This window comes from Candidatus Zixiibacteriota bacterium (assembly GCA_029860345.1).
In the GTDB taxonomy this organism is placed as follows: domain Bacteria; phylum Zixibacteria; class MSB-5A5; order GN15; family FEB-12; genus JAJRTA01.
This window is the reverse complement of record JAOUBJ010000001.1, coordinates 87,258-101,773: the sequence shown is the minus strand read 5'-3', so window position 1 is coordinate 101,773 and position 14,516 is coordinate 87,258. Positions and strand designations below refer to the sequence as shown.

General features: G+C 54.5%; 4 protein-coding genes. All 4 read right to left on the bottom strand.

Translation table 11 applies throughout. From position 1 onward, the window contains the following. Positions 1 to 231 precede the first annotated feature (231 nt). The gene (locus OEV49_00275) at positions 232 to 4,428 is read right to left on the bottom strand and encodes a VWA domain-containing protein (GenBank protein MDH3889493.1); all 4,197 of its coding nucleotides are present in this window, start codon (positions 4,426 to 4,428) and stop codon (positions 232 to 234) included. Between the two features lies 1 nt (position 4,429). Next, positions 4,430 to 8,434 carry a VWA domain-containing protein gene (locus OEV49_00270; protein MDH3889492.1) on the bottom strand — a complete coding sequence of 1,335 codons (4,005 nt, stop codon included), beginning with the start codon at positions 8,432 to 8,434 and terminating at the stop codon, positions 4,430 to 4,432. A gap of 59 nt (positions 8,435 to 8,493) precedes the next feature. Beyond that, the gene (locus OEV49_00265) at positions 8,494 to 12,006 is read right to left on the bottom strand and encodes a tubulin-like doman-containing protein (GenBank protein ID MDH3889491.1); all 3,513 of its coding nucleotides are present in this window, start codon (positions 12,004 to 12,006) and stop codon (positions 8,494 to 8,496) included. Positions 12,007 to 12,076: 70 nt separating this feature from the next. After that, positions 12,077 to 14,506, bottom strand: coding sequence for a VWA domain-containing protein (locus OEV49_00260; protein MDH3889490.1), 2,430 nt, complete (start codon positions 14,504 to 14,506; stop codon positions 12,077 to 12,079). Positions 14,507 to 14,516: the final 10 nt, after the last annotated feature.

Below are 14,516 nucleotides of genomic sequence, written 5' to 3'. Positions count from 1 at the left end.
TCGTTCGCGCCGCATCGAGTTTTTGCCTCTAGGTCTTTGCCAAATATGGACTTGACTAACTATATGAGAAATCGCCGGTTTTGTCAAGAGAAACTGGTTGTTTTTTGTTGACATTAGATGGGTGGCAACAAAAAGGCGTCGGCCAATGGACAAGCCCAGAATCCACGGCGCTCTATACCACGATCAACTCGCATCGGGAAGATGCCCGGTCGGCTTTGGTGCGTGCGCTTTCTAAATGCGAATGTCGAGATACCCGTTGGATTTCTCGATCAGCTTCAGGAGATAACCGATCTCCTTCGGCATCGGTTTCGGCAATTGTCGAAAGTCCACGGCCGGCGTTGAATGATGGGCGCTGATAACACGCAGGAACTCATTACGATCTATCTCAACTTCCGAGAACCTGTGTCGATTACCTATGAAGCTACTCATCCCCTCCAATAGACCGGTGCCAGTGTCGGTAAGGTAGTCGGTCTGATCGCCGTGACACCAAGCCAGTAATTCCTGACCGCTCGGGTTGACGGTGGGGCGGATGTCGCGCTTCAGAGCGAGATACAAGAACTCCTGCAAGCGGTCGAAGTAGTTAAAGTACTGGCGCAGACGCACCGAAAAATCGTCGAACCGTTCGTGGAGCTGGCTATCAATAAGTCCCTGCAACACAGTTGAGAACTGCTCTTCAAGGAATACATAGTTGGCAATGTCCGGTATGGCTTCGGTTGCCCAGGATACAGCGCGATCGATGGGGATACCTATCTCACAGTCTATGACCGTTCGACACATCGGCATTGGATACAAGGGGAATCGATCGGCTATGGCATCCACTACCACGTCCTTGAACACTTCCGAGTCCAACACCAATCGCTTGCGGTCGAAGGTGGCGCCTCCTTCGGGCGTTGCCTGAATGATCAGGTCGGTTCTGGACAGGTGCTCTCGTCGGTCGTCGGCGCCATTATCTGCAAAGGCACGGCAGTATTCATAGGCTTGGTTCAGCTTCTTGGCGACATCGCTCAGAGCTTGGCAGATACCTTCGGCGTCCTTGACAGGGTCCGAAAACTCAACCGGTGGTTGCTCATCGTCGACCAGTACGGCCAACTTCAGTATTCGCGCGTTTATCCGATCAGTACCAAAGCTGCCGGCTCCACTGGACATGCCGGCGCTGAGTTGTTTCAGTGCCAGGGCATCCAACTGCCATCTAAGCCGGGAGCGGAAACCGCCGTTGTCGAGGTACGGCTTCAGATATCGATTGTACAAATCATCGCGGAACAGTTCGTCCGTCTGGTACTTAACGCTGCGAATAGTCTTAAGGAAACTCAGGTCGTTTTCATCGGAGCGCAGCGAATGCGCAATACGCTGGCAGACGCCTGCCTCGCGGTTCTTCTCGTTCTCCGGCGACACACCCAGCAGGCATCGGTACCAACGTCGGGTGATGCGGAGACAAGTATCGGCCACTTGATAGTAGCTATCCAACAACTCTTCGACAATGCGCGCTTTCCAATGAAGAAACGATTCGGCGCCTGTTTCGGTGAGATTGCCTATCGGCAGTCGGCTCAGGTTCAGAGCGGCCTTCTCGGTTAGATCGCGGAACTCGGTCAGCCGATTTATGGTCTTCGGCAGAGCTCCATTGATTTCCTGCGAATCGTCGTGGCCGGAGTCGTTCAGCGAACGGAGCATCCAACTCAAGACAGAAAAGAACGCAATCTTCGACTGCTTTCGAACATAGTCCCGGCCGTAATCAACACCCTCATTGACCTGAATACGGCGAAATGCGGTACTCCAGTTCCTGTCCCAGCCCGACCGAAGATCCTCGGCTAACTCGTCCAGGATGTCGAACAACATAGGTGGGTCCGATGATGGACCCAGGTTGTCATCACGCAGCAGTGAATCAAGGCTCAAACCATCCTTCGGAAGGTCCTGGGCCGGTACGAATTCACCGGCTATTTGCTCCGCCCAAAGTGACCTGCCAATGAACCACTCGTGGACAAAACGGTGGGCAAGCCACGTGGAGGTCAAGCCGATTGGGAAACGAACAGCCCGGGCATTAATGTTACTTATGTGTCCTTTTTGCTCTTTAACGGTTCGATCAGCGTTTCTTTCCCAGATACTTTTGGCGATGAACTTTTGGAAACCTGTGTCTTCAAGCGAGTAGTGAGACAGGATGTCCGCCAGGGCAGGGTAGTGGCCGTCCTCTGCGACAACGGTACCGGTCATACCGGCCGAGTCTCGATATCCCTCCGGCGCCGGATCGACTACGTATACCTGGTCATATATGCTACCAGGCGCACTTGCAGCGTTCTCCGTGGAGTCGGACGCTACCGGACCGGTCCCTTCGGGGCACCCGGTGATGTCCGAAACTGCGGTTCCGTAATCTATCATCAGGGGCAACTCAGTATTGGTCATAAAGCGACCGGCTTCCTCCAGCAGAGAGCGAGAATTCTTCTGGTAGGTGGCAATGTTGCGGCTATGCGGTGCAAAGCAGGTGTTGCCAAGGAAGAAACCGATGGTCTGGGCGTGTTCGCGCCCTTTGGGCAGTCGAAGTTGGAGACCACGTCGGATCAGGTAAGCAAGATCATGAGCGATGGCAGAGCCAGTGCCGCCCGAGCTTGACCCGACGATGAACACCTGGGCGGTCTTGCCGTCTAGAAGGAATTCGGACAAGAATTCGATCGCACTCTGCAAGCGCTGTCGTATCACCGCCTCGGGATCGTTCAGATGTTGGAACAGGGCCAGTCGAGCAACCTGTCTTACGCGGTGTACACCGCCGGCAGTATTGAATACTTCCCGCGGCAAACCGGCCAACCGCGACGCAATATACCAGCGAAGGTGAGGCTCCTTCTTAACCAGCAGTCGCTGATGCAACTCGAAAACATCGGCGGAAAGGTCTGCCGATTCATCATCGGTCAGTGAGGAGCCGGCGAAATCAAACTCCCGGTCATCAGTGCGTATGTCAGTATCAATCTGGAGCAACTTGATTTTGTCCGAAGGATAGGTGCCTCCGCAGGTGTCGGCAATCATGGCCTTGTAGGCACTGAGTACGTGACGTCCGCTCTTGCCCAGCCCAACCACCATAGTCGGACGAAGGGGAGGGCACTCCAGAGCCTGAGGCGGGACAAGTTTCATTGGCTTTGGTTGCTTAAGTGGCGGAGGAGTCAAGGAACTCTCGGATTCGCTTACAGCCTTGCCTGACCGGCGTTTGTGCAGCCGGGAGAAGGCCGACCACAAAATCCAAAAGAGCGGGTTCAGAAAGATGGCCCAGAGGATCGCCGGACCGAATCTGGGGGTCACCAATATGTGTGGATTACGGTTGGAGCGGCATCGTTCTTCATGGACTTCCTTGTCATCCTCGGCCTGGCCATATTTCGGCAGCCGCGGGTCATACCTATGGTGCACGTTGTCGGGTATCGAAAAGTAATCGAGCGAGGCGCTCCGTTCGACAATGCGATGCCAACCCACTCGGTTACCTTTGATGTAATACCGCACTTCCTGCGGGGCTTCATTGATTGCGGGGAATATCCACTGCACCGTGCCGTCCTCAGAAAGATGCTTCACCGGTTCATGATCTTCTCCGAAGCCCACGTAAGTGAATTTTCGCCGACTGATGGTCTCTTCAAGGGTACCTCCGCCGCCGACTGATGCCGCGATTTGTACGGCCAGTGAGCGATACACCGAAACCAATTGGGAAACATCGAGGACCTGGTGGTATTCGGCAGGACCCGACTCATCTGACGAACCCGGAGACGGGCTGGCTATGCTTGCCAGAAAATCGGAGTTGACTTCGGACCCCAATCCGATGGTAATAATGCGCAAGCCGTTCTTGGTCTTTAGAGATTCACACAGTTTGGCGATCTTGTCTTCGTTGTAGGTTTCCCCGTCGGTAAGCAGAATGACAACGTCGCGATTGGTACCATCGATGCCGGACGCGGATTCTGTGTCGCTGTATCCCAAGAGCGCTGCGGCGTCCTCTATGCCGGGCAAGGCATCGGTCCCCCCGCCTCCCCTGATTCGCTTGGCCGCAGCTGCTACCAACGGTGCACTCCCGGTCAATTCACACAGTATCTCCGCCGAAGTGTCAAACTGCACCAGTCCGATCCGGTGTCTGGTGAGATCGAGTTGGCGGGCGAATTCAATGACGGAGCGAACGGCAATGTGTAATGGACTTCCGGCCACTTTTTCCGACATCATACTGCTGGACCGGTCAACAACCAAAACTATTCGCAAAGGCTGTACCTCGCGCCGTTGGTGCCCCTCAGCCCGGGCATTGAGTGCGACCTCGAAACGCCCACCTTTGGCTACCATTCGTCTGTTGGAGCGCCGAGTGACAAACAGATCTTTGGCGAAGCGTTTTTGAGATCGTGTGGACCACATCAACAGACCGAATCCCACCACTATGTAAGCGATCAGCAGGGCCAGCAACAATATTTCAAAGTAGCTCATTCTAAGTCCTCACCTGCTGGCTGATGATCTCACGCTGAACGGAGGCGATCAAGCGAAGCATCATATTCACCTGTTTTTCTGTATCAGCGTCATCGAAAGTCTGACTCAACCTTTTGATGTAGTTATCCAGCATGTCCAGTTTCCGCTCCGCAGGGATCGTGTCCCAACGGCGTTCGGATGCCTCAAGTTCAGGTCGCAGATCGCTTCCATCGTCATCGCGACGGTCGGCGACAAGCTGATACAGAGCGTCTCTCCTGTCGGGATAGCCGGGCGGATTCAAGTTGAATGTCCGATCATCGGTTACAAGGCGCCACGCTCTCAGTAGGTTATCATCTTCAATCAGTTTGATCATTCCCATGGCGTCCATGAAAACGACCCGTCGGAGATTCTCGTAATTCTCGGCCAAAGCCCGGTATGGTGCCGCGGGGTATGGCTGATGGCTACCCTCGGTGCGGGCATAAAGTCGGTTCCAGTTGGCTGCATAAGCCTCCGGCGGCTGAACAAAAGGCAAATTGAGCATTGACTGATCATCAGGGTGCCTTAGCCAGTTGGCGCCGCCCTGTCGATCCGATATTTCCGTAAACCAAAGTCGGTCGGGTGCAACGTAGTGTATGGATATCATCAGAGGGTTGTTGGTTAAAGCACTCTGGTAATTGACACCGCCGAAGAGTTGCTTTCTCAGGTTGCCTTCCAACTGTTCGAACTCCGGCCACTCGGTGACTCTGGGATATGAGTACAGAACGTGCAGATGCTGCGCTTCCACATTGCCGAGGGCCTTTTTCAGGCTCCCGGCCAGGTCCGGACAGGCATTGGCCAGGGTAATCTCTCTGATGCGTCGGCACTCGCGGTGTGTGAGGATGTATTCATGTATCGCCTCCCACAATGTGCCGGCCTTTTCTGCCGCGGCTTTACTCGAAGATTCAGACTTGACAGTCAGTGCACGATCCGGTTTCGATCTGAATTCCAGGGCCAAGCGTAGCCCCGCGTCAAAGTGCCACCGAAACAATCGGGCCAGTTGGGCGTTTGATAGCAGTGGTTTGAACAAATAGCGCTCGTATAGCTTATCTCGTCGGATGTCTTCCGGACACTCATCACCGCCCATTAGGTACACACGTCGCGGGGTGAGCTTGTGCAGGTCGGTGTCCTGCTGCTTCAACTCGACCATTCGCTCATCCAGATACAAGGCCAACCCCGCCCCCGGACGAACCACATGACCGCGCTCAAAGGAGCTATTGTGCAACAGCGTCTTTTTCCAGAAATCAAGACCTGCCGATGCGCTTTCTACAACCCGTCGCACGGTCTTAAGAAAAGCCGCCCCTTCCGAATCCTTCTGGGCCGGGCTCTCAAGAATCCTCTTAAGTTCCGTGGCCGCCGCGTGCAGCACACCATTCAGGTCTCCCAGCTTGCCGCATCGTGACTTGATCACCAGGTCCGGGTCCTTAACCGAGGGATCTATCCGAAGCCACTCGGTCAGATCACGGGCCAACTTGGTTTTGATCACTTCCTCATCCGGTGACTTGGAGTCCATCGGAGCTGTGGGTGATCGTCCCGAGGTAACGGCGGTAAGAACTTGATAAAACCCGGAGAGACTCCCCATGGGACCCTCTTTGCTCTGATCGAGGGTGGTGCTGATACCCATCCACTCGTTAATGGTACGTTCGTGCTGATCACCAAACCGATCTGTGAACTCGGCTGTCAGGCTACCATCGGCGCTTCGCTGAACCAGGAAGCCTATTAACTGGGTCTCCAGTAGTTCCCGAATGGCCTGGACAGCCAGGTTGTGTATGATGCGACCGCGCGGAAACCTCAGTGAAATAGTAGAGGGCATATTGATGCGCATGCGTCCGTCCTGACGGGAGGCGCGATGAATCCGCCAATGGGCGTCGTCAATGGAGTTTATCAAGGCACTCGACAGAGAGCGCTCACAATAATGGAACATGGAGTCAGCCATCTCGGCTACGCTGCTCTCAGGATCCATCAAATGAATTCGATCAAATAACGGTCGGTGTACTATGCCCTCGGGTGTTTCCTCGGCGCCAATCTTAAGAGGGCTTCTCAGGTCGCGGTGGCCGCCGACTTGGTAGCGCTCAAGCTCAGTTAGCATTGCTTCGGCGTTCTGGGATTGCTGAGGAGACCAGCCTTGATAGGTCAAATATAAATACATGGGCACCGAGTCAGTCGTAACCAAGTCTTGTTCCTCCCGGTCGCGGCATCCGGCCTCGGCCAGTCCCACACGAATCTGATGAGCAACATCTGCGATGATTCCCGACGAAGTACCCCCGTAGCCTGAACCGGCCACAATCACCACCGGCTGTTCGCCGGTGTCCCGGTGGCTGAGAGCCCATTGAGTTACTTTCTCGCGAAGCTGGTCGATGGTAGAATCGGGCTGATTGATCGCCCTAAGGTAAGCCAACCGGCCTATTCGTCGGTTGCCGTGCGTTCCTGCTTTGATGTCGGTGGCCTGCCCACCTTTCCTGCGCAGTTCGGCTATTCCGGCCCATGATGTGATATCGTTGAAATCGTCGGGTCTGTCCGACACATCATCGAAAAAGGCGTTAAGATTGTCATCGTCGGGGAAGATGAGAGTCTCCTGCTCGTTCAATGCTTGGTCACAGAATCTCGGGTTTGCCTCCTCTCGGCGATCGGTGTCCAGGCCGACGTACTCGAATGGAACTTTCTGAGATTCTTCAAACCACTCAGACACGATATGCTTTACATGGACCAAGGTCTCCCGGCCCTTGCCGCCGACTCCAACGAACAGTGTCGGCACCGGGTCCATCTCCGGCACTTGACGCCGGGGATATGTTTGAGGATCGGGGTACACCTGCCTTCCACGCCTGAGTGTTGGATCGTATAACCGGTTCTCCCGATGAGATATCATAAAGGCCAGATAGATCAGGGCCGGTAGCCACATCAGAAACAGAAGCCACCAGGAAATCACGAGCAGATAAGGTCGCAGATCGCTGGACACGGGTATCTGTGTCCCGGTTCCGCCGACCATTGTCCCCACGGCGGGTTCCAGGGCCAGTCGCTGAATGCCCACCGTCCTTGGAGCCACGCCGTAATTGAAAGTATTGGTTGCCTCAAAGAGTGCGGGTATCCAAAAGCTCAGCCGGCCGGTTGGCAAATCTGAATCCATCATCAAGTACGGAATCTCTTCTTTCGGCTGCCAAACTTCGAAATCTCGGACATCAATCCGCTCCTGAAGGTCGAATCGTTCGGCATACACCGGCAGAATCTGGGACTCCATCACCACCTTGTTGAAAATGCTGTCCAGATCGGAGACATTGGCCGCCATGATAGACACTTCGAATACCTCGTTAAGGTACTCATCACAGATTTCCGAACCAACACCTATGCCAATCGTTTGCACGGAAGCCGAAGCCAATCTACGTATTGCAGCTTGGCCGGCGCCGGGGTTCGGGGCACAAAAGTCGCTTATCACGACCAGGTATTTGTCTCGGTCAGTTGTGGTATTGTCAGCGGCAAACAAGTCCAGAGCCGCCAACAAAGCCACAGCGATATCCGTTCCGCCACGGACCTTGACATCCTGCGCGGCATCACGGATTTGCTCAGGTTCTTCGGTTAGAGGAGCTACCTGCTCGGCAACGTCGTCAAATGTCATAAGACCCACTCTGGCGCCGGCACCGCCTAACATTCCGCACAACCGCACCGTGGCGCTAATTCCTTTGGCCAGCGGGGACGCCGGACCCTCGGGAAAACCCATCGAGTAAGAGCGATCCAGGCAGACCAGGACATCAGCTGCCCGTCCCTTGACGTGATAAACCGAGTCGAGAGTTTCACCGCCGAAAAAGTGAAGGGAAGCCTGCAAATGTTCTCCCGTCCAGGCTACTTCGGCGTCAAGGGTGCGGTACAGTTGGCCGGTCTTACCTTGATTGAGGTACCCCACGTAAAACCACGCGGCCAATAAAATTATGGCCGGGGCAATCAGTAGCACCATCAGGGTGAACCAGTTGCTGCTTAGAATGCTCTTTTTCCTCGGCATGCAGAGTCCTCTTAGAAAATCCTCATGTTACCACTCTTTCGATCTCTAACCCACCGAACTTACCGGAACGTCCGTCCCTCAGACGCGCGCGTCGAGCGCTTCTTTTCCCGCCTGCGCTCAGCCTGGCGTACTGCACGCTTAAAGAAGAGCACCGTGACGTCGCGAAGCTGTTCTTTGGCGGACGATTCCCGTTTCACACCGTATGGTACCTTGAAAGTTTCCTTGAGCTTTTCGCCCTCGAGTTTCTCCAGGTCATCAATGGTCCAGTCCAGCAGGTTCATAAGTGCAGCTTCTGGCCACATTGCTTTCTCTGGATTTGATTTCTGAATTCCCTCACGGAAATTCTCATCTTTTTCAAGGTAGTCTTTGTCGATGCATCGGTAGAGACAGTCGGTCATCTCGTCCATGTCGGGTAGCCGCGAGAAGACCGCTTCCGTTCGTATGTTCGGTTCATTGGTCACGAACGAGCGAGCAGCGTGGACCAGACTGGCGCTTTGCGACAGTATGAACACGTCATTGGGCGAGACCTGCGGATCGACCTCAAGACCTCGGCGGAAATAGAAATAGTCCTCACCTCGGTATTCATCTGTCCGGATGAGCCCGACGGCGTAGAGTCTGGCGAACAGATCCATGCGGTCCAGGTCACCGAAGAGCGGCGACAGCTCCAGCGGGATAAAGTCCTGGGTGTCAAAATCGCGGCCGCCGAGTTGGGGGCCGACAGCTTCGATCTCAAACCTTAGCATTGCCTGCTCCTCGGGGAAGATATGATTGCTAAGGACGCCTCCGACCAGGTGGTGCTCGCGCCCACTATCGCCGATGGCATTGTTCAGCCGGCCCAGGTACTTCTGGCGGGGCACTTTGAGTGACGGGGCATCCTCAATAGTGAGACCGATTACGAAGTGCACGAAAACGAGACTGTTGCCGTCGCCGTAATTGGGAATAGCCGTCGGTCTGGATTCGTCCGGTCCAATCGAATAGGTGCCCATCTCGGCAACGAAATCACCTACGTCGCGGCCGCGTTGGTTATAAGCCAGGTAGGAATGCCAAAGCCCAACGTTCTCATTAAACTCCAGATAGTGTTTGCAGCCATGGAAGAATTGACCCACCAGGTTGGCCACCTGCATGTCCGTGTCGCCGGATTCTTTTGGCACCCACTCGGTGAGATAAGTGAACAGGTCGACACCCTTCAGCTTCGTTTCCGCCTCCCTGCTGATCACCTCGTTGAGACTCTCTTTCAGTCCTGATACATCGCTAATGTTATCCGGTTGCTGCTCCATTGCGGCCAGCGAGAGCATCGGTTTGATCTGCCCAATGACGTGTTCGCTGGGCAGCTTCTCAGGGATTTCGGCGTGCCAGTTAATGTTGAGCTTCCATCCGTCAATCAACCGCTGTGGCTCCAGGAGTTCGTGAACAGATTCCTGGAAACCGCCCATGTTTGTGTGAACGGTATCGAACGATTTGCCTTCGGACCCACCCTGACTGTCCGCGTCGTATTCATGTTTGGGTAGTCCGAGACTGATACCCGATGACATGGCCAACTCCTTCAACACTCTTTCCGAACGCTCGATAGACTCTGAGGCATCGACCCGCATGGAGCCTTTGGAGTTTACGGTTAGCTCTTCTCCCCACGAAGCCAGCAAGTCCTTCCAGTAATTCGCTTCGGCGATGGCGAAGGTGATAGACTCCATAAGTTTCTCGTTAGCTTTCCGGCGCTTGAGTTCCTCGAGTTGCTCGTCTTCGAGAACCAGCAGTTGCTTTTGTTTGGCCTTCTTGAATTCCGTTCGCATGCGAGTGCTGAGTTCGCGGCACTGAGCCTTTAAGCCACCTTCGCGTTTCTTAATTGAGGTCTCGCGCTCCTCGATACGGTTGGCGATGTCCTGCAAGTAATCATCCGCGAGGTGACGAAATACCTCGCGAGCAAAGCCAAGACAACCCTTCTTGTGGGGGCGATTCAATAGGTTCAGCGCATGATCGGCCATAACCTTTCGAATCAGGTTCTTGCTGTAAGTATCCGTCAGCGCCAATTTCTTGTCTATCTCGGTATGAATCTCTTCCCGCGTTTGTTCCAGGCTCATGGTAAAGGTACCGAGATCGTCCAGCTTGCTAACGGTACTGCCTCCGGCACGGTCGGTAAGGCTTAGCCTGTCGATATCCGTAATGGCATCTTCGGCCTCCGAAGAGCCGCTGACAAATAGATTGCGTACCAGTTCGTCGGCAGGGTAGCCTTCAAAACGCTCATTCAGTTTGGGCTCAGAGAACGGTTTCCTGGTGGTGGATTTCGCCCCAACCGCACTGGCCAGGAAACCCGGATTCCAGTCCTCCAAAATCGAGTAGCAACGTTGGTTTGTTGCCTCTTTGAGTAGTTCCGTGTCTGTTATCTCTTTGCCGTCATAGCCATAATTCTCCTGCAGCACGTTGCCCCCGCCGCGAGGGAAGAGATCATCGATGAATTGAATGACCAACTTGTCCCGCGAGATATCCAGGTATATGTCTTTGGGGAAGAATATTCTCTGTGTTTTGTAGGTAACGAACCAGTCCTCGGCCGAATGCAGTTTCTTTTTCAGCATTTGGTATGCAATACCGGCGGGCGCGCCACCCGTAAACTGGTCCTTGTCCTTCACCTGCTTGGCGGTGTCGACGTCCTTGGGCCAGTTGGCCGCCGCCTGATACAGGTAATTACTGGCTTCCGGTTGGATCAGCAACTCGATCATATCGGCCAGCGCAGGGTAGAGGCCCAGATAACGAAGTTCGTCGTCGGTGAGTCCTTTGAAGCGCTGGGTGAAGTCGATTATGAACTTGGAATCGAAGAGGGGTCGAGTCAACACCGTGGCATTCTCCATCGATGCCTTGTAGGTGGTGGCATAATGGTTATTGGCGTCGACATCGCTCAGCCTGCTGAGTTCCCGAAGGGCGGCGTAGGTAGGCGATGGATCCTCCAAACGGAACGCCTGTCCCATCACTATGAAGGCATATATAACGGGATGTTTGTTCTCCTTCTGGGCTATTTTTCTAAGCATCATGGCGGTGTCGAAGGCTGCTCCGGCTCCGGTTCCACCGGCCAGGGAAAACACCATGAAGACCTTGAAAGTAGATTCCATGGCGCGGATTTTCTCCTGGAGCATTTTGGCCACGACGTCGTGGTTTCGATCTACCAGCATGCGACCGAACTGACGCCAGCGACCAGCGCCTTCGGTTACGCTTTCGAGAATAGCTCTACCACCGACCTTGGTATAATAATGTGACTGGAACCAGCGGTAAGCGTAACGTTGATAAATCTCGCGGTCCGTGAACTTTTTCCCAGCCGCCTCGGTTTCGAGCAGCCTTCCGATATCGACGAGATCGCCGCCCTGGTATTCGGCATAAGAAAAAACATCCCAGTTACCCAGGGTGCGATAGTTCTCCGATTGGTTGTCGTTTTCGCCCTCTTTGCCCGCCTCGATCCACTTTTTCTGCAAGGCGTCGATGTATATCTCGTCGACCTGCTCATTGGTGTTGAATAGTCCCAGCCGGTACTTAAGACTGCGAATGGTAGTACCGCCGGTCCCTCCGATGGCCACGATCAGGTTTTGCATGGCATATCTCCTCTATTAGTATCTATTATTGTCTTGGCCTGTGTATTCTTAGCTTCGATTTTATAACCTGCTATCTCTTGTCCAAGCCCAATCGGCCCAAGTCTCCGGGCAGTTTGGTCGCTCGCTGATCATCGAGTTGATAGACATTGGCTCGGCTGCGCTTCTCCTTTTCGGAGGCTCGTTTTTTCTCTCGTTTGACCGTGTCGGCGCTGCGTGTTTCGTCGGCCGGTGCTATTACTGCCGGTTTTGGGAAAAGTCGCACGTTAGCCGTCTGGCTGAAAGGCCTCCGCCACAAAGTCAGCCCCTCCAACTCAGGTCCTGTGGTCGTGGCCTGGAGTTGAGGGAACGGGAGATTCTTGGTGCGTATTATGAATCGCAGAATGAGGCTCCGGAGGGCAAATACTTTATCGACGACAGACCAACGGACCTCTCCGAAGTTATACCGATGCATTCCACCAATGGTCCGAAACAACTTACTGTCGGTGTAGTCTTTCTGGTAGTAGAGGCGGAGTCTTTTGAGGCCGCACACGAAATCCCAGGCCAGCATCAGACCCCACCATGCGAAATCGAACACCAACATCATTACGTTTGCCAGCAAGTACAAGAGAACGAGGGCGATGGTGCCGCCGCTAAGTAAACTCCGCCGGCAGACTACCGAATGTTCGTAGCCGTCAAACGGATCGTCACCGAAACCGTAAATGCCGAACTGAGGATTCAAGCGGCCACGGTCGACGTCAAAGCGAACGATCACGCTGTCGCGCTCAAGCATCGTGATGCCGAACCAATCACTGGGTGTTTCTTCATAATCGAAATCGATATCACCGGTGAACTCTCCCGGTTGGGAGGCACTCACGCCTCTCAGGGCGGTTCGCGGCTGACGAGTAAGTCCGTCGGAGGAAAGGACTTCGTAGAATATCAGATTATCGGCGTCGGTGGTAACCGAGTCCAGAGGAGGAGCCGGTCGCCCGGAGTCAAGTGACTTCAGCCTGATCGTGAGTGGAGCCTTGGCTCGACCCATCGACCGCTTGACGTTGGAGGGAGATACCACTTCGCCGGCCAGCGGCTGTTTGTCGGAGATAATCATGGGTACCACCGCTGACTTGAAAATCACGGTGTCAGGCCCGGTACTCATGGGCGTAAGTCCGAACAGTTGAACCTGGTATTCACCGGAACCCGGTGGCTGCCAGTCGGCCACACCTTCGAAGACGCCCGGATCGGCCGCTACGTACCTCATGTCGACCTTATCCACATTACCGGCGGTGTCTTCGACTTGTGTGAAAGCGTGTATATTGCATCCGGGATGCGGCTGGAAGAGTGAATCATCAAGTGATCGCACCTGCCAGCGGAAAGTTACCGGTCGGTTCGGCACCTCGGGGTTTTGTAGCGACGGCACCAACGGCGTGACCTTTTGATAGTAGAGTTCCGACAAGACCTGGTAGGAGTTCTTGTTGCCTTCCAGTTTCCAGACACCGGCCATCGGTCTGACAATATCGAATACTTCTCGGTGCGAACTCTCTTCCACACGGATTGCATCCAGTGACACGCGGTTGCCGTCAGGGTCCTTCAACACAAACTGTGGCATGGTAGTGCTATAACGAACTCTGAGACGGACCTTGGCTGTATAGCAAGGGACCTCCATGCTATCCCTGACGTTACTCGCGGGTGATGAAATCAGTCGGGCGGCCAGGCTATCCAATGTCGCCGGAAACTCACTGGGATCGAATACAGTGTGGACCTCGTCGGAGTACCGGCGCCAGGTATCGGCGCTCTGTTCCCACTTGTTGCTGCCCTGTGCTGAGTCGGCCAAGCCCACCACCACGAAATCAAGAGGGATGCTGCGTCCGGCCGTGAGCGTATCCGTTATGTCCGACAGTTCGGAACGAAGATCGCGCAGGTAGCGGGCGGTACTGAAGGTGCCGTTGGTGAAGTACTGCGGCAAGGAAGAGTAGGACTGACCATCAGTCAGGAACAACAGGGCCAGCGTTCGGTTTTGCGTCCCGTCACGTCCCCATAGTATTTTGTCAAACTGACTTCTGCAAGTCTCAAGAGCATCGATGTGATGAGTGTTGCCCAGGTTTGTTTCGCTCGAAAGGATGCCTTTAATCCTTTTCTCCAGATCATCCGAGTGGTCGGCTTCCGACATAAGAGAGTCCGCTTCTATCAAGAACCAGTCGAGGCCTATGCGAGCCGAGTCTCCGAATTCGATCACCGACACGCGAAACGATTCCGGATTTCCCGTGATAAGGCTCCGGTAGGCGCCACCGTGAAGCCGCCCCAGTAGCTCATTGAACGCATCGACACGAAGTCCATGCGGGTCGTTGGACTTCGGATGTACCGTGCAGCCACTCATACTGCCGGATTGGTCGATGACAAAAATAATGTCAGCCCCCGTCTGGGTCGTGATTGGCGGCGTCTGGGCGGCCAGGTCCGCGCGCATCAACGTCAGCAGACCGACAAGGGCGCAGGAGACTATTGTGGGTCGGATGGCAAGGGTTCGCATAAATTCTATG